Genomic DNA, 24,800 nt, shown 5'->3' with positions numbered 1-24,800 from the left:
ATCTGCTGTTTTTGGCTTACCTTAACCAGTTTTTGCATATAAAGGGGTTTGGAGACCGGAGTGAAAGTGTAATCCGACGCGTTAGTAAAGCGTGAACATTAGGGCCATTAGCTACCCAAACCAAGTATAGCATATAGAGGGCGCGTGAACTATTACCACGGAACGAAACTCTTATTACCCTTTCGGATAAACTTTGAGTCAACGCGGGTCTGAAACGATTCGCGCCCACCGGGCTAGGTCCACCCCGGCATTAAGCCGGGATTTCCCGGGGCAAAGTGAATCTACGTACCTGAAGCCTGAACCAGCGGAGGTTAGGGTGAGTGGCGACTACGGTCCGCTTCCGAGATCTGGATGTGTATCCAGGTAGGAATTTGTGGATATGGATACGGTCGTCAGGGCATTGGGTGCGCCCCCGCACTACGGGAGATAGTGCGTGCATTACTATGAATGCAGGAAACCACGCGAACGTTAGCACAGACGATCAGACGAGTAAGCAACTGCGGACTGACGGCGGTCAAAATCGGTCCAAAGCAGGAGAGCGGCCGCTCGCGCAGATCAAGATGAACCGGCGGCGGGTCGACATCGAGAAAACGAAGCCGACGGTGAAGGAGATCGTCGCGGCGACAGGGCGTACCCCCAGTAGCTTCGACGTCTTCCAGTTGGAGAACGAGGGCGACACGGAGGGAACCGATGTCTCCCTCAATAAGGTCATCGACCGGACCGCCACCGAGAGAACGCTGTTCTTCCGAGCCGTCGAGAAGGACCGCAATGCCGGGCGATAACGACCTCCCCGACGTACTCGTCGCCGACATCGAGACGCTGGAAGCCGACGGTTTCGACATTGACATCAAGCAGTCCTCGACCACGGCCCACGTTATCTTCAGAGACTTCGAGCTTCCCGAGCAGTTCGACCCGGAGATCACCGACCTTCTGGTCAATATCCACGGTCCACGGCATTATCCGCGCACGGCTCTCGACATGTTCTGGACCGAAACCGAAGTAACGCTCCAGAACGGTGAGCTTCCCGAGAAAGCGGACTGCACGAAGAGGTTTGCAGGACGAGAATGGCGGCGGTTCTCGTGGCACCGTGGCGATAGCAGCGACCCCGATTGGGACCCGGCCTATAATGATCTCGTCGATCACGTGGCGTTCATCGAACAACGACTCTGGGAGCTCAGTTGATGATTCGAGTCACTATTCTGGGAGACGTCTGGGACTCACTACGAGACCGTTGTAACCAGTCTGCTCCACTGGAAGATGGTGGGTTCGTACTCACCCGCCCTGTCGAAACGGCGTCTGGAGTCCGACTGGTCGTAGACCAAGAAGTAGCCCCACCGAACTACGAGAACCGTTGGAACATCCAAGAGCAGCGGCGTCTCCGCCCGACGACGAGATACAAGTCGAAGGTGATGGGTGAGTCTTTCCAGACCGACAGAGTTCCGTTCTTTGTACACAGTCATCCCGATGGCCCGCCGGGATTCTCGTATGCCGACGAACTGATGCACGAGGCTTGGCTTCGAGACTTCGTTGAGTCCTCAGCCCAAGGCGCATTTGGGAGCCTCGTCATCCACGGAAACGATGTCACAGGAAAGCTCTGGACCGGTATAGACTATGCGGACGACCAACACGAGGTTGATGTGGTGAATTGCTGTGGATCACGGCCAATTCGGTCCGTTCGAAATCTCGACGACGCTGTTCCACGAGACCTCACTGGCGACGTTGGCGATGGAATGGGCGAAACGTCGACTACTAACGAGGTCGACCCGTTGGAGATTGCCGACCGGCAATTGCAGCTCATCGACCGTCTCGGACAAGCACGTCTCACCTCGGCAAAAGTCGGTATCGTCGGACTCGGGGGAACTGGCAGTGCAACAGCCATTCAGTGTGCGCGAGCTGGAATTGGGTCGCTACTGTTAGCCGATCCAGATACGGCAGAAATCTCAAATGCAAACAGGCTCTATAGCCTAACACTCGAACAAGCGCGGGAAGGAACAGCGAAAACGAAGGTCCTAGAAGACCATCTCGGTCGGACGGCGACTGCGGAGGTCGAAACGATTCAGGACGACGTGACGACTGGTAGCTACGACGAGGAGTTGCTTGACTGCGACGTCATCTTCGGTTGTACTGACCGACACACCCCTCGGGACTACCTGAACAAACTCTCGGTACTCTACGGTATTCCGTACATCGACGTAGGAACGCGTCCGACCGCGAATGACGGTCTGGTGCTAGACCTTTTCGCGGACGCCCGGCACGTTGTAAATGGTGGTCCTTGCCTGTGGTGCCTTGATGTGCTCGACCCCGGCAAAATCCGTGAAGAGAATATGCCAAAAGAGTTGGTTGACCGCGAAGTAAAGGATGGCTACCGTCGAGACGAGGGGCCAGAGCCGAGTAACGTCTTTATGACGACCATGGCAGCTACTATGGGGGCTGTGCAAGCGGTCGCCTACCTCCTGAATCAGGAGAATATCTGGGATGAAATGGTGGTCTTCAACCTCTGGGCGTGTGATCTCCAGCGGTATGCGACCGATCGAGCTGACGACTGCGTTTGTCAAAAAGGGCAGTGGTCACCATCTGTTCACCAACTTTCTTTGTTATCGTTTTGATTCCACGTTTCAGTTACTGTCTGACAAAGGAGATTGAATTTTCACTACTACCCTTCTAGCCACGCGGTCCAGTGATTACACGCGAACGTGAGCGCTCGTCCAGAATTGTACATGTCACGCGCTGCTCACCGCCGCCGATAGAAAACACAGTCGTTCACTTCGCCGGAATTCGTTCTCCAACCTACCCTCTATCTCCTGCACAGCTTCGTAGTCCGCTTCGGTCAGAACATACGACTCTCGTAACCCTTGTGACCTCCAGACCGCAGCCACCAACCTGACCACCAGCAACCCTACTGCCACTGACTACCCACGTAGCCACCCACCATCCTGCAGTCCCTCCGAAACGGTCTATCCGCCCTCATGCGCGCGCGAACGGGTGCTTTTTTATCCCAACTGACTCTCACTCTAAGTTAGAGCATGGATGTGGTCGGTGACAAATCAAGTGATTCGAGATTGGAGTCAACTACGCCGACGAAGGACCCTGTATCAGAGTGTAAATAATTTGCATGTCTTATCTCTACATCTTTGTTGATGAGAGCGGGGAGCCGCAGACAGATCGCTGTTACGCGGTAGCTGGATGTTGGGTAGTCTCCGCACGACCAAATCCAAATGAGGTTCTAATGCCGACAAAAGACCGCCTCATGTCCACCATTGAAGGGAGTGAGCTCGGTAAGGATTCGATTGGGGAATTGAAGGGAGCGTCGACACCGCCACCAGTATTGGACACGCTCTTCGCGTATCTCCGCAGCGGCATCCACGATGATTCGTCGATTCAACAAACAAACTACCCTTGGCAAGTGAGCAAACCGATGCGGTATACACTCCATGAGGTGAACTCGGATGCGGGTACGGACGCTATCGAAGACTTAGTTGGCCCTCAGCAGACAGGAGAAACACTGAAAACTATCTCTTTGGCGTCTATCCTTTCGCCACTACGTCAAGAAGATCGATTAGAAACGGGTGACTTTGATCAAGTCCGCGTCTATCTAGATGCGGAGGTTTGGCAGAACCCTGCTCAGCGTCTTCGAGAAGTTTCTAACCTCGCGTCGGACGAACTACCGCCTGTTTCGTTTGAAACTCGAGACAGCCGAGGAACACCCGGAATCCAGCTTTCAGACCTTGCGGCGTACTCGTGGAGACGGAATTTACTGAAAACAGACTGTGAAACGGCAGCGAGTACACTCAACGACTTTCGCTTCTTCAGGTAGAACTTCAGAGTAGCAACGGGAGGCTCATACCCCTTCAGTGAGGGATCATTGTCTCCCGCGCCACTTCACACCTACACGTACACGCTAATAAGTTATTAACGTACCGGTTGTACGAACAGTGTGTTTCCCCGTTTATCCCCCGTGCGATAACGGGGCACCAAGGTTTGACCGGCGGTTTCTTCTACCGTATCCATATTCAACCTGTTACAAATAGAGGTGGGGAATATGTAGGATAGATTTCTAAGGAAGGGTTCCTCAGAAACTATACCGCCTCTCTTTGTTGACCCCCCATGGTCACACGCCCAGAGAAATCGACGCCGAAAATTGCACACGCCGGGCGCTCACGATGTGTGCAAAACGCCTCGAGATCGACCGCGACCGCGCTCGCTCACCCGGCCAGATCACGCCTTACCTGCGTTCGTTTAAATACTGAAACCGGTTTAGTGACCGAAGAAAACTACCGTTCGGGGGTGCGTGTGCAATTTCATGCGTCTCAGAATGACCGATTCGCGCGAGCGTCGTCTGGAGAACCTCCTCGAAGCCACCGGCCAGAACACCAAGAGCAAAGCCATCGACCAAGCCGCCGACTACTACCTCAAAATGGCCGGCGATACGACCGCCGTCCCAACCGGCGCGGTCGAGGAGTTGATGGAGCGCGCCGTCAAACAGGGCAACGTCACGCCCGAGGAGATCGCTGATATCCTGGACACCGACGAACTCTCGGTCAAGGCCGAAACCAGTTGGTCAGTTGGTCCGTGAGTAAATCCACTGCTGTGTCACTAACTCTGTTGACACTCTTCGGTTCGTACGGTGAGGTTCGGTTGCTGGCCCATCAGAGGATACAAGTTACATACGAAGTCCCATTCGCATATGCCATACGTGAAAGATTCTCAGTCCCAGCCAGGGTACCACGTAACGGCGAAACCTGGTTCCGGACATCCGATTAATCTCAAGACCCGCCCCGTCATGGATAGGATATTCCAGAAGATGGGGTTCGGAACAAAGACCGCAATAAGTCACGACCTCTGCTGGGCGCTTTACGATGTAGGGCTACTGTATACCGAGAACTCGACAGAAACCGACGATGAGAGAGAGAAGATATCTTATAAACTTACAGACCTCTCCCTTTCGGCAGAACAACGTGACCAACTGGCGCGACTCTTACAGAAGTACAGCAATGACGACCGTATTGACTCAATCAAATCACTTCTTGCGGATACTGAAGACTTCCAAGAACGGTTTCGCCACACATCGCCTGACGAGATTGAGGAGGATACTCTCGACAACCAGTTCACGGACATCGTCGATGAATTGTACGACGACTCAAACACACCATTTGATGATCCAGAAGTTACAGAAACACTGGACGAATGGGGGCTGTCTATTCAAGACGTGAACGGAGACCCACTATCTCGAACTGATCTTTCTGAACGCCAGGCCAAGGCTATTGAGCAGAGCATCAAGCATCCTCGAAAGGTTGATCTTGGTTGGGACAGCCTCCGCGTTACCGATAACTACGTGGAATACACGGCTACTGGCCTCCATAGCGAAGTCGGCTACTATCTGGCAGACGACACCTATATATTCAAACTCCGAGACTACAGCACCTCTCTGGACGAGCAGAGCAGTATTAGTATAGAGACCGTGGTAAGTTGGAACCCCCCGTCGTTGGATGAAAGGGTGAAGATGATTCGCACATATAGTGAGTCGGGATTCGTCTTTGAGAAAGCGTTCGAGCCTCACTGGTCGGATCTTATCACAGCCGGAATCGGAAAGGCTGGGCTCGAGGAATATCGCGTAGTTTGGACCGATATCGCTGACCGTATCGTCGAAGAATAGGCACGCCTACTGAACGGTGATCTAGTGGCTGGCGTGTCCTGTCGGCAAAGGAAGGGTTAGTTTTCGCGCCAGTAGTAACTTTTTTACTAACCACGGTTTCTCGACAGGATGGCAATGGAGAACTACCAACTTGACACCGAGATACCAGCAACGACCTACAAGACCGACGGTGACCGCTCATGAGTTCGCGCGCACCCGCCGGACGAAACCGCGAGTGTGAGTGCCCGTCCTGTACCCGCTCGAACGGCGGCCTCGAATTCTGCCCGACCTGCCGATTCAACGATTGCGAGGCCGATCGAGCCTGCTGCGGCCAGGAGGCCAGCAATGAGTAACGATAGCGTCACCGTGTTCGCCGACACTCGCAAGGCGATTCACGGCTCGGGTTGTACGCAGGTCACTATCCCGCAGGACCTCACCGAGACCCTCGACATCGAAATCGGCGACCAGCTCCTGTTCACCTACGACCAAGGTGACGACGCGATCACCATCCGTCCCGCCGACGGCTTGAGTCCGTATGAGTAGCGACGCTGTCTTCGGCGACGGCTTGCTGAGTCAGTTCTCGAACGTCCGTGTCGCGCTTCAGGACCGCGTCGTCGCCAAACCCGGCCGCTCGGTCTTCCATCGTATCGACCCGACCGCCGACCCCGACGAGCCCACGGCCACATGTCGAGCCGGGTCGGCCGACACCGACTGGCAGGCCGCCGACCTCGAGACGGTCCGCCGAAGTGGCCTTGAGCCCTGCCGGTCGTGCTACGAATCGATTCTCGAGTTCCTCGCCCAACAGCCAGAGAGTCCCGTCGAATTTCGCACGAATTCAGCGACAGACCCCTGTGAAATCGGCCCGACCGAACCGTCCGTGTTCGACCCTGTCGTCAAGCCGACCGTGCCCGCACTCGGGTCGCTCACGAGCGAGGTCCTCGTCCAGCATTCGTCGACCGACGTGATGCACGCGCCGACTCCTGACGGTCCGCTATGCGACCAGTCCGGCGACTTCCGCCGTGTCGAGCGCAAGACTATCGAGACCCACTACCGCCCGTGCCGGGACTGCTTCGACCTCGATACCACCTGACTCGGGGGACTCCTACTCCAACAGGTGACGAAGACTGTTTTGACTGAGTTCAAGTCGAGCGACAGTCCCACGTGGACTGGTTCGAGGTGGTCGGTCGGCGGCCGCATCCGGCCGAAGTGAAAATTTCCTATCACCAGACGCACGCGCGTGTTACGATTCGAGTAGTACAACCCCCCACGGGCGGGGGCACACCATTGGAACGCGCCCGGCGAGCGCGGCCTACCGCGTCCGCGCGCGACTGCACGATTGGTCCTTCCAACTCGACACACTCTGTTTTCCTTCTCCTCGCTCCACCTCGATTTCCGCTGTTCCGCTGAATTTGCGGAGCTGGTGGGTACTTTTTTCGATGGGTGCCCTTAGGCACACCCTCTAAGGGGATGTTCCCGCTCGCCGGGAACAAACGCCGTCTCGCGCGGCTCGCGACCTCGTGCTATCACGGCAGAATATGCCGAACCTATCGATCATCGCCGGTTTCGACCGCGCGCCAGACCGGTTCGATGAACCCACCAATTCGCCTAATTTCCCAGTTGTAAGCGACTGAGGCTTGAGGAAACGAGTTCCGGGGAGAATCAGCGAACGATAGAGATGTCTCTATCCAGTCGCGCGCTACCGGGTCGCGCTACTCTCCATCAGCGACTGGTGTTTCTTCGAGCCGTACCGGAACCGCTCGTAGCCGTTGCCCGTGTTGTATTCGATGACTGCGCCGTGTAGCGAGGCGTCGAACCCGGCTTTCGACCACACGATTTCGAGATACTCCAAGACCTTCGCGATGTACTCGCCCGACCCCGAGCGGAACCGCGAGAGGACCGACGTGATCTTGATGTGGACTCTGCTTCGAGGCTCGGTACCGTCGTCGAGGACTTCGGCACCGTAGCGGTTCAGCCACGCTTGGAAGGCCGAGCCTTTCTCCTTCAACTGCTGTGGGTCCATCCCGAGCAGTCGCGCGGCCTGGTCGGCCGCGGCCTCGACGGTCTCCTCGACGCGCTCGAACACCGCGGCGACTTCCTGCCGGATCTTCTTCGAGCGCCACTTCACCACGCCGTTGTCGGACTTGAGGAGTGCATCGCAACGCTTGAGTGTGCGGTAAAGCGTCGAGACTGAGGTGTCGGCCTCTTCGATGACCGCGTCGTAGTGACGCTGACCACCGTCGGTCATCGCCCGCAGGTGTTCCATGTCCGCGTCGGTGAGTTCTCGGAGTTGGCGAACGAGCATCGCCTCCTGACTGGCCTCGAGGTCAGGCGTCGGATCGTCGAACAACCGAACTGTGGAGTTCTCGTCCTCCTCATACGCGGTTGCCGCAAAGTGGTCGTCGGGCACGAACGTCGTATGGTCGGGGTCGGTCGGCACACCGCTCCAGTACAGCAAGTTGACGATGCTCTCGTGGAGTTCCCGAGTCAGAGCGTCGACCTCGCTCCATCGAATCGTGTTCTCGCCGTTTAGCGACTTCTTGAACAGAACGCCGAACTTCGGGTGATAGGTCGGGTCGGTGTCGTCGACGGAGTCGGGGTTCTTCAGCAAGTAGCTCTTGAGTTGCTTACCGCGAGAGCCAAGCGGGACCTCGCGAATCGCCGACCGGTCCAGCGGCATCTTGTGCATCTTCCCGACCACGTCCTCGTTGTCCACGTCGATGGAGTACTTGACGCCTTCCTGGTCGAGCAGGAGGAAGTGGAGTTTCTGCAGGATACCGCTGGTACCGATGACCTTCTGATTCATCGAGCGCCGGAGTCGAACGTACCGCTCGTACTCGTCGACGTTCGAGGAGGCGTGCAGGTTGCCCGACGTGAAGTAGTCCGGGTTAATTCGCTGACTGACCTCGGCACCTAATCGCTGCACGATTGCTGGAAGCAGTTTAGTGTACTCGTGTGGTTCCAGATTACTTCCCTGTACCCGAACGTTATAACCCTCGTTGGGGAGCGAATCGCGGTCGAACGGTGAACTGATTCGCGAGCCCTCGGGAGTTGTCATTCCCTCGTACCGCGGTCGGATGTGGAAGTCGGCCTTCCGCTCTCCGTCGCCGCGGACGTTGATTTTCGGCTCGTAGAGCGTTTCACCACCGACATCATCCTGTAGGCGTGGCGCGATACCGCCGGACTGATAGGCGAACTCTACGTCCCACGTCTCGCCGCCGATTTCGAACTGAAGGTCCGAGGCGTATCCGTCGTACTCGCGAATCAGGAGATTCGAGACGGCCCAGTACGGCGAGAGTCCGTACTCAGTGTAATTGAGGTTGGCCTTGAGTTCGTGCGGCGCGCTTGCAACGTGGGTCATCGCGACCCGCCCTCCTCGACTGCTCGGAGTGCGTCTTCCACGAGGCCCGCGACGCGGTCGCGGCGAGCACGGTCGAGCGCGACGCCGAGGTGGTCGACGGCGTCGTCGTCCCGTTCGTCGCGAAGAGCGGTTCGGGCGAGCGCCAGTCGTGCCCGAACCGTCACCGAACTCTGTCTAACAGTCGCGTGGTCGACCGCGGCATCGATGGACTCAAGAACCTGGTCGGAGGTCACGCAGTCCCACCTCCAGAGAACTCGGTGAGTCGAGCGATATCCGGACCGTCTTGGGCATCGCTGAACTCTTCGAGGTCCGCCGGGGCGGGATGATGGACGACTCGGTCGTCACACTCCTCCAGGAGGACCTCGGCCAGCACGCGGCGGTGACAGTACCGCGGGTCCTTCTCCCAGCAGACGAACCAGACATCGCGATGGGCGACGCGGTCGCGCAGTTCGGTGAGAACCTGCCGAGGACCGGAACCGTCGAGATGAGATCGATACCGATCCTCGAAGTCGACGGTCCGCCAGGCCGCCCCGCTCGGATTCGTGACACCGTCGCGGTCGGCAGCCTCCTTGACGGTCTTGAATGCGTCGAGCAGGTCGTCGGGCGGTGCGACCGCCGGAACGTTCCGGTCGGTGACGCGATGGACGAACTCCTTCGGATACCGAACGACGCCGAGAACGAGCGCGTCGTCTGCGGGCGAGACGGTGGCGTTGAGTCCGCCGAAGTAAGTCGTGTGGACTGTCACACCGAGTCACCCCCTGCGAACGCGCTCAGGCCGGTCTGGGCGCTCGCGTCGGGGCGGTCGCTCTCCTCGAACGGCCGCCACTCGACGCTTCCGTTGAGCGGATTGCGGTCGCTCGTGAGAATCGGCCGACGGGACTCGTCGTCGGTCCAGTGACGCGGCGTGCCGAAGACGAACCCCTCGAAGACCGTCCCGTCGGTCGCGCTTCCGTGCTGACCGTACTGGTACCCGCGGTCACTCGCCCACGAGACGGTGACCCCGACGTGGCCCATCGCGAGCGGCCGGGTGCGGACCGCGAGCACGTCGAGCGTCGTCTCGTGCTGGACGTAGCGCGCGACCTGGAGCAGATCCTCAACGAGCGCCCGCCGAATCGGCGGCTCCGTCCAGACCTCGCTATTGCGGTACTGTTCGGTATCGCGAAGATACACCGCACGTGGCCGGGGTTCGTCGTCGTCCTGATGGGGCCAGTGATCGTCGGGGACGAACTGCTCGAAAACGACGGTGAGCGTCCCGAGGCGCTCGTCGAAGTCAGCGAACGCCGGGCCTTTCTCGGGCCAGTACGCGGAGAGGTTCGCGCTCTCGTCGGGCCACAGTGGTTCCGCGAGAGCGCTCACAGTCCGTCACCTCCGTCGGCCACGCACTTCCGGCGGAGTTCCTTCCCGCCGGTTCGAGCGTTGTACTCCTGCGGGTCGGGATGGTCGACGGCCTCACCGCGGGCAGACCCGTGTTCGATTCGCGGCCACGAATCGCACACTGGGCACCGCTTCGCACGCCGGTCCTCAGTTCCGTAGGTCCGCCGGAAATGGGCCGTGACGTGTGCTTCGCAGTAGTCGCAGGTAGTGCGGTCGCTGTCCGAGTCGGGTAACCGGACAGCCATCAGAACCAGCACCTCCCGGCACCGAAAGCGGTGCAACTCAGACCGATTCTGAGGCGCTTAGAAGCGGCAAAAATGGCCGCTTTACTTTTATACAGTATGGGACCGCCCGGATTCGAACCGGGGTTATCGGCACCCAAGGCCGAAAGGATACCAAGCTACCCCACGGTCCCGCGTATTTTTACTAGCGCGGCAGTCCCTGTAAAGCGTTTCGTTTAGGCGCACGCGGAACGCGAGGTCGGAACGCGGCGTCAGACGCCCCATATCGCCGCGATACCGGCGGTCGTGACGACGGCGAACAGCATCTGGAGCGGGGTGCCGACCCGGACGTAGTCGGTGAACTTGTAGCCGCCGGGGCCGTAGACGAAGAGGTTCGTCTGGTAACCCACCGGCGTCATGAACGCCGTCGAGGCCGCGAAGGTGACCGCGAGGACGAACGCGAAGGCGTTGGCGTCGAGTTGGGCGGCGGCCTCGGCCGCGACCGGAATCATCAACACCACGCTGGCGTTGTTGCTGACGATGTTGGTCAGCATCGCGGTCACGATGTAGAACAGGCCCAGCACCGCGATTGGCGGCATGAAGTCGGCCGACAGCACCAGCAAGTCGGCTATCAGGTCGGCCGCGCCGGTCTGCTGCATCGCGATTCCCAGCGGGATGACGCCCGCCAGCAGGAAGATGACGTCCCACTCCACGGCGTCGTAGACCTCCGGGGGCTTGAGGACGCCGGTCAGGACCATCACCAGCGCACCCGTGAGCGCCGAGACCATGATGGGAAGCACGTCGAGGGCGGCGACAGCGACCACGGCCCCGACGATGCCGATGGCGAGCGGAATCTTCGACTCGCGGTAGTCGGGGCGCTCTATCTCCTGAGCCACGATGAAGTCGCGGTTGACGTTCAGGCGCGAGATGCTGTCGGGGGTCGCCTGCACGAGCAGCGTGTCGCCGACCTGCAACTCGGCGTGGTCCATGCGCTTGCGGATGTACTCGGGACCGCGCCGGAGGGCCAGCACCGTTGCGTCGTAGCGGTCCCGGAAGTTGGCGGAGGCGAGCGTCTCGCCGACCAGCGACGAGCGCGGCGCGATGACGACTTCCACGAGGCTCTGGTCGGCGTTACCGCTCTCCAGTTCGTCCTCGTCCACGCTCACGTCGGGCAGGAGTCGGAGTCCCTCGGCGTCGATGAGACCGACGAGCGTCTCGCGGTCGGTCCGGAGCGCGAAGATGTCGCCCGCCTGAATCTCCTTCGGGCCGAGCGGTTCCACGAACGTCTGGCCCTCCCGGATGAGTTGCACGAGGTCCACGTCGAACTCGGTGTCGTCGAGCGCGTCGGCGACGGTCCGGCCGACCAGCGGCGAATCGGCGGTGACGGTCGCCTCGGTCAGATACTCCTCCAGTCCGAACTCCTCGGTGAGGTCCTCGCGAACGGGGATTCGCGCGGGGGTGAGCCACCGGCCGACCGTCATGAGGTACGCCGCGCCGACGACGGAGACGATGACGCCGAGTTTGGTGAACTCGAACATCGAGAACGCGTGGAGGCCGGGGAACGCCTCGGGGTTCTGGGCGCCGAGTTGCGCCGCGAGGTCGCTAGCGAGGATGTTGGTCGAGGTGCCGATGAGCGTGAGCGTGCCGCCGAACATCGAGGCGTACGAGAGCGGGAGCAGGAGTTTCGACGGCGAGGTCTTACCTTCGTGGGCGAGGTCGGTCACCATCGGCATCAGGATGGCGACCGCCGCAGTGTTGTTGATAAACCCGGAGATAGAGCCGACGACGCCGATGGTCGCGCCGAGTTGCCGGTTCTCGTCGTCCTTGGTGAACGCCGCTATCTTCCGGCCGAGAATCTGGACCGCGCCGGTCCGCTGGACGCCGTAGCTCAGGATGAACATCGCCAGCACCGTGACGGTCGCGGAACTGGCGAATCCGGAGACGCCCTCGGCAGGAGAGACCCGGGTCCACGGTTCCAGCACCATCAGCGCGACCATGATGCCGATGGCGGTGATGTCGATGGGGACCGGTTCTGTCGCGAACAGCACCAACGCCGCGAGGATGACCGCGAACACGACGACGATGCTCGGCGTCAGCGAGAGTGCCACGTCCAACACGACTCACGGCGGAAATAAAAATGGTGTTGACTTCGCGAGGCGGCCGGTCTCGGCGCCGTAACGGCCGGCGGCGTCACCGTTCCCAGACCGAGACGTTGCCGTCGCCGGTCACGACCACCAGATAGTCGTCGACGGAGAACTCGAACTGCCAGTGGCCGTCGGACGAGCGGCGGTCGAAGAGCGCGTCGAGAGCTTCGAGGTCGACCGCCTCGTAGAGTTGCAGGTCGCGGTCGGTCGGGTCTACGCCCTCGGCAGCGGCGACCGCCTCGATGATAGTCTCGCTAATCGAGACGGCGTCGCCGTCGTGACGCGTCTCGTGAACCACGGAGCCACCCGGACACGGCCGTTTACCGTTAGCTGTGGCCATTGGATTGAGGTTCGGGGTTACGGTTTATTAAAACCAGTCAGACGAACGTCAGACGCGAGGGCGAATCGTCCCGTTCCGGTCGCTCCGCACGAAGTGGAGACGGGAGGAGCGTCACTCTTCCTCGCCGTGGAGTTCGAGTTCGGCGACGATTTCGAAGGGGTGGTTGTCCTTCCGGACCCCGTCGAGAATCTTGAACGCCTCGTCGGGAGCGAGGAAGTGACTCGTGACGACTCGGCCGAGGTCGGTGGGTTCGAGTCCGTCGATGAAGCCGTACTCGAGCAGTTTTCCGAGCGCGTGCTTGGTCGGAATCTCGCCTATCATCCGGTCGCCGAGGCGCTTCGCCTCTGCTCCGGCGACCGTGATGTTGGCCAGCGTCTCCTCGACCGCGGAGCTCTCGTCGTAGAGCGTCTGGACGTTCTCCATCTCGCCCTTGAGGAGTTTGAACGCCACCTCGTCTTCGGTCATCTCCATGCTGTTGTGGTAGGCCGTGTCGGGTTCCACGAGGACGTACACCTTCCCGCGGTCGTGGTAGTCCGGGCGACCCGCCCGCCCGAGCATCTGGTGGAACTCCTGTACCGAGAGCCACTCGATGCCCATCGCGAGCGTGTCGAAGATGACCTGCGAGGCCGGGAAGTCCACCCCGGCCGCGAGCGCGGCCGTGGTCACGACCGCCGCGAGGTCCTGGTCGGCGAACATGCGCTCGACCTTCTTCCGGCGGCCGTAGTCGAGTCCGGCGTGGTAGGGCGCGGAACTGTACTCCAACTGGCGGGAAATTTCGTGACACCGACGCCGGGAGTTGGTGAAGATGATGGTCTGGCCCCGGTAGCCCTGCGAGGACTTGGTGTCGTACTCGCGCCGGACGAGTTTGTTCTCGATGTCGGGCTTCTCCTTGCCGTCGGCGAACGTGACGTGGCGTTCGAGCGGAACGGGCCGCTCCTCGAACTCCACGAGGTTGGCCTCCAGCGACTCGGCCAGCGAACCGGGGTTGCCGACCGTCGCCGAGAGGTAGACCCACTGCGCGCCGCCGTAGTCGTTGCGCTGGCTGGCGCGGGTCTCGCAGTAGTGCTTGAGACGCGCGATGAGACCGTCGAGGCGGTGTCCCCGCTCTTGCTCCTTGAGGGTGTGGACCTCGTCGATGACGACGGTCCCGATGTCGCCGAGGTCGCGACCGGTCCGGAGCGCGTGGTCGACGCCCTCGTAGGTGCCGACGATGACGTCGGCGCTCGGGTCGAAGGCGTGGCCGTCGTCTCGCACCCTGCTCGCGCCCACCCGGATGGTCACGTCCACGAGGTCGCCGTACTCGTCCTCGAAGTCCTCGTGTTTCTGGTTGGCGAGGGCGACAAGCGGAACGAGAAAGAGCATCTTGCCCTTTCCGTTCAGCACGCGGTCGATGCCGGTCATCTCGCCGACCAGCGTCTTCCCGGTCGCGGTGGCGCTCACGACGAGTTGGTCCTCGCCGTCGAGCAGGCCGTTCTGGACCGCGAGGCTCTGGACCGGGAGCAGTTCCTCGAAGCGCGACTCCAGCAGGTTCTGGATGCCCGGGTGGAGGTCGAGCGAATCGACCCGGATGTTGTCCACGTCCTCGACGTTCGCGCTTATCTCGTCGAACTTCGTGAGGTCGGGGTCGAGTTGCCCCTTCAGCAGGTTGGTGATGCGTTCGAGGTCCTGCACTTCGAGCAGGAGGTCCTCGAGTCGGTCCTGGGCCTCGCGGGTCATGTCGCCCTGGAAGGAGAGTTCGCGCTCCAACTCCTCTTTCGCGCAGTCGGGGCAGATGTACTCGTCGCCGGTATCGACCGCGGTGTCGCTCGTGATGGGCGAGTAGTGGCCGCTCGACGCGCAGAACCGGCAGGTGCGGACCGCCTTGGCGTCGAGTTGGTAGGCGTCGAGCATCTCCTGTAATTCCGCGCGGGCCTCGGCAGAGGTCTGCTGGGAGATGCGGATGCGGTCGGCTCTGCGCGCTATCTCCACGAACTGGTCGGGACTGCGCGGCTCCTCGCTGGTGCCGCGCTTGACGCGGAACTTGCCGGGGCGCGGACCGGCGCTCGTCTCCTTCAGTTCGAGTTTGGCTCGGAAGACGCGCTCGTCGTCCCGATTCACGACCGCGACGTAGTCGCCGGACGACTCGTGGAGGAACAGCGCGTCTACCTGCGGGACCTGCTTCGACACGTTCACGGGTAATAGCTCGCGGTATTTGAGCGATTCGGAACCGAGGATTCGAGGGCCCGAGGTCGCAGGGTCGCCGGCGTCAGGCGACCGGCAGACAGAGATGGACCGGCGGAAACGCCGCCATACCGCGAGGTAAGCCGGCAATAACTGACGTGGCACGGCGTTACTCCGACACTACCGACTCGGCAACCGGCAAATAACAAAGACCGTCTCGTGGTAAGCGCCGAGTGCGCACAGACCGACCAACTATGAGGGGGAAACACAACAAGCGGTTACCCGAGCGGTTTGACGAACAAGTGACGCTTGAAATAGAGGAGGACGACGCGGGCGGAAAGCCGACGGTCCGAATGCAGGACCGGTCGGACACCGACGCGTGGATTTCCGCTGACATTCAGGCCCTCGTCTCGCTTCCGGAATACGAATAGCTTCTACGACTTCTGCCCTTCTTCTACCAGTTCTATCTCGTCGTCGCCGTTGGGCACGGCGCAGAGGAACGCGCCCGGTTCCTCGCTCTCGTTTCTGTACCAGTGGACGACGCCCGCCGGAATGAGGAGCGAATCGCCTTCGCTCACGGTGTGTTCTTCGTCGTCGATGCCGACCGTGTACTCACCGGACAGAACGTACTGCTCGTGTTCGACCTCGTTTGTGTGTTCGGGCACCGACGCGCCGGGGTCGAGTTCGAACCGGCGGATGGCGAAGTTCGGCGCGCCGCGACTCTCGTCCACGAGGACGCCCTTTCGCATCCCCTCGGCCGCGCCCACGTCCTCGTACTCGATGTCTCCGCTCCGTCGAATCAGTGGCTTCGGTTGCTGGCTCATGCTCGGACCTACGCGCGTGAGTGGTAAAAAGTTGCGTCGGAGGCGAGACCGGTTCCCCACTCAGTCCGACCGCGGAGCCTCGGACAACTCCGCGTACGGCGTGAATCCGTCGTCGGGCGTCACGACTCCCGACTGCAACGCGCACGCCGCGGCACCGAGACCCCGGGAGGAGAGCGGTCCCCGGCGGACGCACCGGAACGCGATGTTCTTGGCGGCGTTGTAGTCGTCGTGGGCCGACGCCTCGCACTTCAGGCACTCGAACTGGTTCGCGTCCAGATTCCGGTTCTGCGGGTGGGTGAAGCCACACTCCATGCACCGCTGGCTGGTGTACTCCGGATTCACTTCGACGACCGCGATGCCGCGCTCGGCCGCGCGGTACTCCACGAACGAGAGGAGACGCTGGAACAGCCATTCGTGGTACGGGTCGGCCTCGGGGAGCAGGTCGACGGCCTCGGTCAGTTCCCCGAAGGCTATCAACTCGCAGTCGTACTCCTCGGCCTCGGCGACGATGCCGTTGGCAACTTCGTGGAGGCGCTGGCGGACGTAGCGGTCGACGCGGTTGCCCGCCTGTCGGAGGGTCCGGGCCGCGCTCCGGGTGCCGGTGGCTTCGAGCGATGCCTGTACCCGCTCGAACTCCTCGCGGCGGTGGTTCAGTTCGCCTGCGTCGAAGAAGCGCGCGGTGCTGGTGACGGCGAGGTTCTCGACGCCCAAATCGACGCCGAGGACCGTCGCGCCCTCGGTCGGCGGGTCGATGGCGGGCCGGGGCGTCCGGAAGCCGAGGTGGAAGGTGAACTCGCCGTCGCGGTAGTGGAGGGTGCTCTTGGCGGGTTCCCAGTCCTCGTCGTCGAGGTAGCGCGACTGGTAGCCGTCGCCGGCGGGGAGTTTCAAGTCGCACCGGACGCGCTCGCCGGTCGTCGTGAGGCTGACGGTCCGGTCGTCGAACACCGTCATCGTCCGGGTGTCGAACGCGACGGTCGGACTCGTGAACTCCGGCTTGTCGGTATCGCGCTGGCGGGCGCGCTTGATGGCCTCGGCCGCCCGGTGGGTCGCCAACACCGCGTGCTGACTGCCGAGCGACGTCTCCTCGCGCAGGCGGTCGTACGCGAGCTGTTGGACTTCGCTTCTCGTGTGACAGACACCCCACGCCTCGTTGACCGCGAGTTGGCACCCGCGCTTCCACGCGTCGACCAACTCGCGAAGCCGTGCGGCGTCCGTCGGAGACACGGAAAGTCCGGTGACTGCGGTCCGTCTGCAATATTCGGTGTCTGCCACGTTGTACGTCAGTGTCTCAGGGGGCCTCTTGAATACTTTGGCTTGGCCGCAAGTAATAAGTTCGTTCGCCGAAGCGTTCGGTCGAATCGGGCGAGGGAACCGCGAGGAATCGTCGGCGAGACGCGGTCGTCGGCCGGAGAGTCCGGCGCGACCCCACTGTTAATACCCTGCCACGGTTACGCATAGGTATGAGAAGTTTCACTGTCGGGCGGGCGTTCGGGATTCCGATAAAACTCGACCTGACGTTCCTACTCGTCTTGCCGGTGTTCGCGTGGCTCATCGGCACGCAGGTGGGGTCGCTGGTCGAGAGTCTCAATCTGCTCTTCGGAACCGAACTCGACAGCGCGACGCTCACGACTGGTAATCTGGAACTGGTACTCGGCGCCGTCGCGGCGATCGGACTGTTCGTCGGGGTCGTCCTCCACGAACTCGGCCACTCGCTGGTGGCGATGCGCTTTGGCTTCCCCATCGACTCCATCACGCTGTGGATTTTCGGCGGCATCGCGCGCCTGACCGAGACCCCCGAGGAGTGGAAACAGGAACTGCTCATCGCCGTCGCCGGTCCCGCGGTCAGCGTCGCGCTCGGGGCCCTCTCCTACGGCGTCGTCCTCGTCACCGGGGGGCTACCGGCGGTCCAGTTCCTGTTCGGCTACCTCGCGCTGATAAACATCACGCTGGCGATATTCAACCTCCTGCCCGGCTTCCCGATGGACGGCGGGCGCGTCCTTCGGGCGCTGCTGGCCCGCAACCGGTCGTTCGCCGACGCGACCCAGACCGCCGCCGAGGTCGGCAAGATCTTCGCCATCGTCCTCGGCCTGTTCGGCCTGTTCAGCGGGAACTGGCTCCTCATCGGCATCGCGTTCTTCATCTACATCGGCGCGACCAGCGAGGCCCAACAGACCGTCATGAACGCCGCGTTCCGCGACGTGCGCGTCCGAGACGTGATGACGACTGCAGACGACCTCGAAACCGTCTCGCCCGACGACTCCGTCGCCGAACTGATGGAGGCGATGTTCCGCCAGCGCCACACCGGCTACCCCGTCGTGGAGAACGGCGAACTCGTGGGGATGGTCACGCTCGACGACGCCCGGCAGGTCTCGGAGGTAGAGCGCGACGCCTACACGGTCGGCGACGTGATGTCCCGCGACCTGAAGACGATTCCGGCCTCCGACGACGCGATGAGCGCGTTCGAGCAGATACAGCAACACGGCATCGGTCGCCTGCTGGTCATCGACGCCGACGGAGAACTCGCGGGACTGGTCTCCCGGACGGACCTGATGACCGCTTTCGACATCATCCAGAAGAGCGGCCGGGCCGACCGCATCACGCCGGCCGAACAGCCGGTTCGCGAGACCGAACAGCCGTCGCGGTAACGCGCCGGGGGCGCCCGGGTTCCGACTTCGAGACGAATTATACCGCTGACTGTTCGCGGTGCGGGTCCGGAACTGACTGGCGGAGTGCGCCGAAAGCCGGAGCGTTTTATTCGTACGCCCGCCGGAGTTCCCGGTATGTGCGGCAGAACTTCGCTGTTCGCTCCGCCCGAGGAGGTCCGCGAGCGGTTCGACGCCGAACCGGTCCGACCGCTCGAACCCCGGTACAACGTCTCGCCGGGCCAGAGCCACCCCGTGGTCCGGAGCGACGACCCCGACGCCGTCAGGTTCCCGACGTGGGGCTTGGTTCCCCGGTGGAGCGACGACACGCCCTCGTCGGGCCACGTCAACGCCCGGGCTGAGACGCTGGCCGAGAAACCGAGTTTCCGCGAGGCGTTCGCCGAGCGCCGGTGTCTCGTCCTCGCGGACGGCTTCTACGAGTGGAAGCAGACGCCCACCGGCACCCAACCGTACCGAATCGAGCGCGAGGACCGCGCGCCCTTCGCGTTCGCGGGCCTCTGGGAACCCGGGACCGAAGGCCGAGACGCGACGTTCACCGTCGTCACCACCGAACCGAACGCGGTGGTCGAGGCGGTCCACCACCGGATGCCGGCGATGCTCTCTCCGGGGGAGGAACGGCGGTGGCTGGAAGCCGATTCGGAGGACGGCCTCGCCGACCTGCTCGACCCCTACCCCGCCGCGGAGATGCGCGCCTACCCGGTCTCGTCGGCGGTCGACGACCCCAGAAACGACGGCCCCGAACTCGTCGAGGAAGTCCCTGCCGAGGAGGACGTACAGACGGGACTGGACGAGTTCTGAGACTACATCCCCATCGTTTCGCGTGGAATCCGAGAGAACAACGCCGGGAGCCGAATCGGAGAATCGAGTCGGAGAGTAGAGAACCGAGAACCGCGTCGCAGAGTCGCATCGCAGCGTCGCGTCCGCGTCGCAGAGTCCCACCGGAAGACACCGGTCGAACCGAAAGGAGAGGTTGCAGAGTTCGCGGCCGCCGGAACGAGAACTTTCGCGGGAGGGTTGGTGACACGACGGCGGGAGGCCAGCCCACCACCAGAGCCTCCGGCATCGCCGGAAACGGCCGTCTGCTTGCACGTTCCGCGCCCGAGCCGTCGGGCGCATTTGCTTCCAAAGGCCGGTTCGGACTTTGTTATGGGCCGGGTTCTCCGCCGAAGGAGGTGGCTGTGGGCCGCTCAGAGCGAGTCTGAAGTCGTTTCGCAACGATTGAAACGGTGGGTTCGGGGCGTCGGACGGTGGTTCCCTCTGGAGAACATCTCCGCTCGCACGTAGCGAGCACACGCTACGCGATGCTCGCCGTTTTGCTCGCGGAAGAAGGTCCAGGTGCGAGAATCGAACCCGCGTCTCAGCCTCCACAAGGCTGAAGGATGGTCCACTACCCCAACCCGGACACGCACCTGAGCGTAGACGCCTGCGATTAAAATACGTTACGACTCTCTACGATACTGTCAGGCGGTGGCAGACTCCAGTCGAAACGGTGGGCGTGGCGACGACACGCTTTTCAGCGCCAGCGCCCAACTGACGGGCAAGCGTGGCCGTCACCGACAAAATCTACGTCAAGAACCACCGCCAAATCGGGTCTCAACTGGAGACCAACATCCCGAAGGGCGCGTTCAAGGGCGCGACGCTCGACATGCTGTTTCAGGGCGACAACCTCGCGCAGTTGGACGACACGACCCAAGAGCGGGTGCTGGACTTCGCCGAGGACTTCCTCGACTGCGACTGCCAGAGCAACCCGTACTGCGGGTGTCCCGAGCGCAAGTTCATGCGCTATCTCCTCCGCCTGCGCGAGCAAGGGATGGGACCGGAGGCCATCGTGGACGTGATGACCGACGACTACATGGTGTACGCCTACCCCGGCGACATCCTCTCGTTCCTCGACAACTCGGTCCGGACGCTCGAAGCGGTCGAAGAACTGGCCGGCGTCGAGGGCGACGGCGAGATGGAGTCGAAGGCGCGCCGGAAGAAAGAGAGCCTGTCCGGATAGACCGAACGGGCGCGAGCGCCGATAGAGAGACGGCTACCCCAGTCGGTACGTCTCGTCGGTGTCGAGTTCCTCGTCGAGTTCTTCGAGGTGAACGACCTCCTCCACGTCGTCGTTCGCCTCGACCTCCTCCTGAAGCCTGTTGGCGTACTGCTTGTACTCCTGTAACTGCTCGCGGAGGTGTTCGGCCTCCAGTTCGAGTCGCTCGTGTTCGCGGATGAAACTCTTCGGCACCTCGACCTTCGGCGGGAACTCGTTGCCCCCGGTCTCCTCGCCGAGTTCGGTCTCGGGCACGACCTGCACCCGGCCGTCGTGGGCGACGAGCGTGTCCACGTAGTCGCGGAACACCGCCGACAGCGAGATGTCCCGCTCCTCGGCTATCTCCCGGAGGGTCTCGAAGGAGTCCTCGTTGACCCGGAACGAGATAGTCTTGTTCTTGTTACCCATCTTGGTGATAGGTCGCACGCGGTGCCACTTAAGCATTGGTCAGACTGCCGGGAAGAAACGGCGGGAACGAGACGGCCGGGCGAACCTAGAGAGTTGGAAGTCAACTCACTTGAATCCGACCCCGATTCCGTTCGGCCGAGAACCGGGCGGCACCACTTGGCCACCGAAATCGTACCGGCGAACACGATGACCCGAGAGCGCCATGTTCGTCCGGACGACTCGGCCGAAGACCGCCGGAATCCGGAGGTGGGAGGGTGGTAGACCCCGCGACGGCGAGCCGACTCCAGTTCGCGGTCACGACTATCGTCCACATCGTCTTCCCGGTGATGAGCATGGGTCTCGCGCCGTTCCTCGTCTACTTCACGTGGAAGGAGGTTCGGACCGGCGAGTCCCTCTACGAGCGACTCCGGCGGTTCTGGACCAAGATTTTCGCGGTGAGTTTCGCGGTCGGAACCGTCACCGGTCTCGTCCTCGAATTCGAGTTCGGGACCAACTTCGCGGCGTTCTCCGCGGCGGCCGGGGAACTGTTCGGCGGTCCGCTGGCGGTCGAGGGGATGATGGCGTTCTTCCTCGAAGCGACCTTCCTCGGAGTGTTCGTCTTCGGCCGCGAACGCGTGAGCGATAGGCTCTACTTCGTGTCGTCGCTCATGGTCGGCCTCGGCACGTGGCTGTCGGCGGTCTGGATTCTGGTCGCCAACTCGTGGATGCAGACCCCGCGCGGGTTCGAGGTCGCCCGACAGAGCGGCGAGATGACGATTCTGCTGACCGACCCCATCGCGGCCTACGCCAACCCGCGGTTCCCGTGGATGTTCGTCCACATGCAGAACGCCGCGGTCCTCTCGGTCGCGCTGTTCATGGCGGGCGTCGGGGCCTACCACGTCTACCGGCGTCGGCACCTCGGCGTCGTTGACGGGGGAAATCTCGACGCCGAGTTCTGGCGCGCGACGCTCAAAGTCGCGCTGGTGGCGCTGATTATCACCGCACCCCTGCAGGTGATTCACGGCGACGCCTACGGGCGACACGTCGCCGAGACACAGCCCCAGAAGTTCGCCGCAATGGAGGCGGTCTGGGAGACCGACAGCTACGTCCCCGAGTACATCGTCGCGTTCCCGACCAGCGTCGACGACCTGCTGAACCCGCGGGCGAAGGACATCTTCGGCATCGGGATACCGGGCGGGGCATCGTGGCTCGCCTCGGGCGGGAACCCGCAGGCCGAGATTACCGGCCTCGAGGAGTTCGAGGGGTCGCCCCCGGTCGCGGTCGTCTTCTGGTCGTTCCGGGCGATGGTCGCGCTCGGGTTCTGGTTCGTCCTGCTCGCGTTCTGGGCAGGCTATCGCTGGTGGACCGGCGAACTGTTCGAGGACCGCCTGCTCCAGAAGGCGCTGATGGCGTCGTCGGTGCTGGGCATCTTCGGCGTCGAACTCGGCTGGATAGTCACCGAAGTCGGTCGCCAGCCGTGGGTGATTCAGGGCGTGATGAAGACCACCGAGGGCGTCTCGCCCGGCCTCACGGCCACCGAAGCGACCCTGACGCTGGCGGGATTCGTCGGGGGCTACGCCGTCCTGCTCTCGCTGTACACCTACGTCGTCGGGCGACTGATTCGGCGAGGGCCGAAGGTCGAGGACGGGGAGAGCCTCCCCGACCCCGTGCGCGACCGAGCGCCAGCGCCGACCCCGACGGAGGTTAGCGAGGATGACTGACCCGCTCTCGACCGGAGCGGTCGGTCCGCTCGCCTCCCAGACGGTCTGGTTCGGGGTCGCGCTCTCGGACCTCTGGTTCGGCGTGGTGTTCGCGTTCCTCGCGATATTCCTGTTCCTCGACGGGTGGGACTTCGGCGTCGGAGCCATCTTCGCCCTGCGGGGCCGAACGGCGCGAAACGCCACCGAGAGCGAGCGCCGACGCTGCGAACGCGAGCGCGAGCAGTGTCTCGCGGCCATCGGCCCGTTCTGGGACGGCAACGAGGTCTGGCTAGTCGTCTTCGGCGGCGGCCTGTTCGCGGCCTTCCCGGCGGTGTACGCCGCGCTGTTCAGTCGCCACTACCTCCTGCTGTTCGGCGTGCTCGCCGCGCTCGTTCTGCGAGGGATGGCTCCGGAGTTCTACGAACAGCGCGAGGACCGGCGGTGGCGGACGTGGTGGGGCCGAGCCTTCGCCGCCGGGAGCGTCGGCGCGCCCTTTCTGCTCGGGGTCTTCGCCGGGAACTGGTTGCTCGGCGTCTCCGGCGTCGCGCCCGCCTCGCTGGGAATCGGTCTCGCCGTCGTCGCGCTCAACGTCGCCGCGGGCGCGGCGTTCCTCCGTTTGAAGACCACCGGTCCGCTCGCCGAGGCGATGCCCGACTACGGCGTCCGAGCGACGGCGGCGTACCTCGCGCTGGTCTCGGTCGCGCTGGTCCTGCTGGCGCTCCGGCCTGCGATGCGCGACGCGCTCCTGTCACCGGCCCCAATCGCGCTCGTCGCCGGGTCGGTCCTGCTCGCGGGCGGTTACGTCGTCGCGGCCCGGCGGGGCTACCCCTACGTCACGCTCGGGGCGGCGGGCGGTCTGACCGGGGCGCTGGTCTCGCTGGTCGCGGTCCTGCTGTACCCCGTCGTGGAACCGGGGACCGGCCTGACGGTCGAGGAGGCCATCATCGGCGCGCCCGCCGTCGAGTTGCTGACCGCCGGGGCCGCGCTCCTGATTCCGCTGGTGTTGACCTACTTCGGCGTCCTCTACTCGGCGTTCAGCGGCCCCATCGACCCCGAGGAGTCGTACTGACCGGCCGGAACGTTCAGGGCCGTTCCGGCCGTCGCTCCGGGAGTGACTGGGCTGGGTCTGCAGGTAGGGATTCCAGACGTACCGGAGACCGGCTATCTCGGCGTCGCGTGGAGCGTTCTGGAATTTCTGGTCACGTTCGGGGCGGCGTACGCGGTCGGCAGGTGGGTCGTCGAACCCGGACTCGACCAGGCGCTCGACGGCGGAAACGTCCCGCGGACCGCCGCGAACGCGCTGCTGAAGATACTCCACGTCGCCGTCATCGTCGTCGCGCTCCGACTGGCGCTCGACGTTGCCGACTACGGCTACCTGCTCTCGGTCCCGCCGACGGTGGTCGCGGCGCTGACGGTCGCAATCGGGTTCGCCAGTCGGGACATCGCGGCCAACCTCGTGGGCGGCGTCTTCATCGTCACCGACCCGAAGTTCAACATCGGCGACTGGATACGCTGGCAGGACAAGGAGGGCATCATCGAGGATATCAGTTTCCGCGTCACGCGCGTCCGGACCTTCGACAACGAACTGCTGACCGTGCCGAACTCCGAACTCGCCACCAGCGCCGTGGTCAACGCCGTCGCCAAGTCGCCCCGGCGGGTCTCTCACACTTTCCACGTCGGCGACGACGAGGACCTCGGGAAGGTCGCCACCCACCTCGTGGAGGAGGCCCGCGCCCACGACGACGTGCTGGACCGCCCGTCGCCGACGGTCAGGGTGGTCTCGCTCGACAACGGCCGAGCGGGCGTGCAGGCCCGCTACTGGATAGACAAACCCTCCCGCGAGGCGTTCGTGACCATCCGGTCGGAGTACCTCCGGCGCGTCGGTCGCCGGTTCGAGCGGGCGGGCATCGAACTGCCCCAAGACTGGTAACCGGCGGTCTGGCCGGTCTCGACTGTATCGAC

26 protein-coding genes and 2 tRNA genes are annotated in these 24,800 nt (G+C 62.7%); 15 read left to right on the top strand and 13 right to left on the bottom strand.

Annotation, left to right across the window (positions count from 1 at the left end; genetic code table 11):
- The first annotated feature begins 560 nt into the window (after positions 1–560).
- From M0R89_RS07450 to M0R89_RS07420, 8 genes are all read left to right on the top strand, one after another.
- Positions 561–782 carry a hypothetical protein gene (locus tag M0R89_RS07450; RefSeq protein WP_248651921.1) on the top strand — a complete coding sequence of 74 codons (222 nt, stop codon included), beginning with the start codon at positions 561–563 and terminating at the stop codon, positions 780–782.
- Positions 769–1,182 carry an E2/UBC family protein gene (locus M0R89_RS07445; RefSeq protein ID WP_248651920.1) on the top strand — a complete coding sequence of 138 codons (414 nt, stop codon included), beginning with the start codon at positions 769–771 and terminating at the stop codon, positions 1,180–1,182. The genes M0R89_RS07450 and M0R89_RS07445 overlap by 14 nt, the downstream gene beginning before the upstream one ends.
- The gene (locus M0R89_RS07440; RefSeq protein WP_248651919.1) at positions 1,182–2,606 is read left to right on the top strand and encodes a ThiF family adenylyltransferase; all 1,425 of its coding nucleotides are present in this window, start codon (positions 1,182–1,184) and stop codon (positions 2,604–2,606) included. Before M0R89_RS07445 ends, M0R89_RS07440 begins: the two co-directional genes overlap by 1 nt.
- Before the next feature lie 506 nt (positions 2,607–3,112).
- Positions 3,113–3,814 (top strand): DUF3800 domain-containing protein, encoded by a 702-nt coding sequence (locus M0R89_RS23420; protein WP_368408860.1) that lies wholly within the window; start codon positions 3,113–3,115, stop codon positions 3,812–3,814.
- 498 nt (positions 3,815–4,312) lie between these two features.
- Positions 4,313–4,573 carry a hypothetical protein gene (locus M0R89_RS07435; RefSeq protein ID WP_248651918.1) on the top strand — a complete coding sequence of 87 codons (261 nt, stop codon included), beginning with the start codon at positions 4,313–4,315 and terminating at the stop codon, positions 4,571–4,573.
- Positions 4,574–4,684: 111 nt separating this feature from the next.
- Entirely contained in the window at positions 4,685–5,653 is a 969-nt protein-coding gene (locus tag M0R89_RS07430; protein WP_248651917.1) for a hypothetical protein, read from the top strand.
- 324 nt (positions 5,654–5,977) lie between these two features.
- Positions 5,978–6,175: an AbrB/MazE/SpoVT family DNA-binding domain-containing protein gene (locus M0R89_RS07425; RefSeq protein ID WP_248651916.1), complete on the top strand. Its 198-nt coding sequence runs from the start codon at positions 5,978–5,980 to the stop codon at positions 6,173–6,175.
- Entirely contained in the window at positions 6,168–6,722 is a 555-nt protein-coding gene (locus M0R89_RS07420; protein ID WP_248651915.1) for a hypothetical protein, read from the top strand. Before M0R89_RS07425 ends, M0R89_RS07420 begins: the two co-directional genes overlap by 8 nt.
- Before the next feature lie 606 nt (positions 6,723–7,328).
- Here M0R89_RS07420 and M0R89_RS07415 read toward each other — a convergent pair.
- The 9 genes from M0R89_RS07415 to M0R89_RS07375 all read right to left on the bottom strand — a co-directional run bounded on the left by M0R89_RS07415 (position 7,329) and on the right by M0R89_RS07375 (position 15,235).
- Positions 7,329–8,990: a DUF7845 domain-containing protein gene (locus tag M0R89_RS07415; RefSeq protein ID WP_248651914.1), complete on the bottom strand. Its 1,662-nt coding sequence runs from the start codon at positions 8,988–8,990 to the stop codon at positions 7,329–7,331.
- Positions 8,987–9,223 carry a hypothetical protein gene (locus tag M0R89_RS07410; RefSeq protein ID WP_248651913.1) on the bottom strand — a complete coding sequence of 79 codons (237 nt, stop codon included), beginning with the start codon at positions 9,221–9,223 and terminating at the stop codon, positions 8,987–8,989. The genes M0R89_RS07415 and M0R89_RS07410 overlap by 4 nt, the downstream gene beginning before the upstream one ends.
- Positions 9,220–9,735 (bottom strand): DUF488 domain-containing protein, encoded by a 516-nt coding sequence (locus M0R89_RS07405; RefSeq protein ID WP_248651912.1) that lies wholly within the window; start codon positions 9,733–9,735, stop codon positions 9,220–9,222. Before M0R89_RS07405 ends, M0R89_RS07410 begins: the two co-directional genes overlap by 4 nt.
- Entirely contained in the window at positions 9,732–10,346 is a 615-nt protein-coding gene (locus tag M0R89_RS07400; RefSeq protein ID WP_248651911.1) for a hypothetical protein, read from the bottom strand. The genes M0R89_RS07405 and M0R89_RS07400 overlap by 4 nt, the downstream gene beginning before the upstream one ends.
- A complete protein-coding gene (locus M0R89_RS07395) occupies positions 10,343–10,609 on the bottom strand; it encodes a DUF7563 family protein (protein WP_248651910.1) in 267 nt (88 codons plus the stop codon). The genes M0R89_RS07400 and M0R89_RS07395 overlap by 4 nt, the downstream gene beginning before the upstream one ends.
- A gap of 97 nt (positions 10,610–10,706) precedes the next feature.
- Positions 10,707–10,779 (bottom strand) — tRNA-Pro (locus tag M0R89_RS07390).
- Between the two features lie 78 nt (positions 10,780–10,857).
- Positions 10,858–12,669 (bottom strand): SLC13 family permease, encoded by a 1,812-nt coding sequence (locus M0R89_RS07385; RefSeq protein WP_248652246.1) that lies wholly within the window; start codon positions 12,667–12,669, stop codon positions 10,858–10,860.
- 106 nt (positions 12,670–12,775) lie between these two features.
- A complete protein-coding gene (locus tag M0R89_RS07380; RefSeq protein ID WP_248651909.1) occupies positions 12,776–13,027 on the bottom strand; it encodes a HalOD1 output domain-containing protein in 252 nt (83 codons plus the stop codon).
- 153 nt (positions 13,028–13,180) lie between these two features.
- The gene (locus M0R89_RS07375) at positions 13,181–15,235 is read right to left on the bottom strand and encodes a DEAD/DEAH box helicase (RefSeq protein WP_248652245.1); all 2,055 of its coding nucleotides are present in this window, start codon (positions 15,233–15,235) and stop codon (positions 13,181–13,183) included.
- Positions 15,236–15,483: 248 nt separating this feature from the next.
- On the opposite strand from M0R89_RS07375, the gene M0R89_RS07370 reads away from it, so the two are divergent.
- A complete protein-coding gene (locus M0R89_RS07370; protein ID WP_248651908.1) occupies positions 15,484–15,660 on the top strand; it encodes a hypothetical protein in 177 nt (58 codons plus the stop codon).
- A 3-nt stretch (positions 15,661–15,663) separates the two neighbouring features.
- On the opposite strand, the gene M0R89_RS07365 is transcribed toward M0R89_RS07370, so the two are convergent.
- Positions 15,664–16,053, bottom strand: coding sequence for a cupin domain-containing protein (locus M0R89_RS07365; RefSeq protein WP_248651907.1), 390 nt, complete (start codon positions 16,051–16,053; stop codon positions 15,664–15,666).
- A gap of 60 nt (positions 16,054–16,113) precedes the next feature.
- Positions 16,114–17,325, bottom strand: coding sequence for an RNA-guided endonuclease InsQ/TnpB family protein (locus tag M0R89_RS07360; protein WP_438267677.1), 1,212 nt, complete (start codon positions 17,323–17,325; stop codon positions 16,114–16,116).
- Between the two features lie 188 nt (positions 17,326–17,513).
- Here M0R89_RS07360 and M0R89_RS07355 point away from each other — a divergent pair, with 188 nt between their 5' ends.
- Positions 17,514–18,698, top strand: a complete 1,185-nt coding sequence (locus M0R89_RS07355; RefSeq protein WP_248651905.1) for a CBS domain-containing protein — start codon at positions 17,514–17,516, stop codon at positions 18,696–18,698.
- Positions 18,699–18,833: 135 nt separating this feature from the next.
- Positions 18,834–19,514 (top strand): SOS response-associated peptidase, encoded by a 681-nt coding sequence (locus M0R89_RS07350; protein ID WP_248651904.1) that lies wholly within the window; start codon positions 18,834–18,836, stop codon positions 19,512–19,514.
- A gap of 531 nt (positions 19,515–20,045) precedes the next feature.
- Here the strand turns inward: M0R89_RS07350 and M0R89_RS07345 are convergent.
- Positions 20,046–20,118: transfer RNA gene (locus tag M0R89_RS07345), tRNA-His, on the bottom strand.
- Between the two features lie 141 nt (positions 20,119–20,259).
- Between M0R89_RS07345 and M0R89_RS07340 the strand changes: the two genes are divergently transcribed.
- Positions 20,260–20,715, top strand: coding sequence for a DUF5814 domain-containing protein (locus M0R89_RS07340; RefSeq protein WP_248651903.1), 456 nt, complete (start codon positions 20,260–20,262; stop codon positions 20,713–20,715).
- Between the two features lie 33 nt (positions 20,716–20,748).
- On the opposite strand, the gene M0R89_RS07335 is transcribed toward M0R89_RS07340, so the two are convergent.
- On the bottom strand, positions 20,749–21,159 hold the full coding sequence (locus tag M0R89_RS07335; protein ID WP_248651902.1) for a DUF8146 domain-containing protein: 411 nt from the start codon (positions 21,157–21,159) through the stop codon (positions 20,749–20,751).
- Positions 21,160–21,413: 254 nt separating this feature from the next.
- On the opposite strand from M0R89_RS07335, the gene M0R89_RS07330 reads away from it, so the two are divergent.
- Genes M0R89_RS07330 through M0R89_RS07320 form a run of 3 tightly spaced genes read left to right on the top strand, consistent with a single transcriptional unit; the run spans position 21,414 to position 24,768 of the window.
- Complete coding sequence (locus M0R89_RS07330) at positions 21,414–22,859, top strand: cytochrome ubiquinol oxidase subunit I (RefSeq protein WP_248651901.1); 1,446 nt, start codon at positions 21,414–21,416, stop codon at positions 22,857–22,859.
- Positions 22,852–23,907, top strand: a complete 1,056-nt coding sequence (locus M0R89_RS07325; protein WP_248651900.1) for a cytochrome d ubiquinol oxidase subunit II — start codon at positions 22,852–22,854, stop codon at positions 23,905–23,907. The genes M0R89_RS07330 and M0R89_RS07325 overlap by 8 nt, the downstream gene beginning before the upstream one ends.
- Before the next feature lie 42 nt (positions 23,908–23,949).
- A complete protein-coding gene (locus M0R89_RS07320) occupies positions 23,950–24,768 on the top strand; it encodes a mechanosensitive ion channel family protein (protein WP_248651899.1) in 819 nt (272 codons plus the stop codon).
- Positions 24,769–24,800: the final 32 nt, after the last annotated feature.

Origin of the sequence: Halorussus limi, assembly GCF_023238205.1 — an archaeon.
Lineage (GTDB): Archaea > Halobacteriota > Halobacteria > Halobacteriales > Haladaptataceae > Halorussus > Halorussus limi.
The sequence above is the reverse complement of the archived record's forward strand: the minus strand, read 5'-3'. Positions and strand labels throughout refer to the sequence as shown.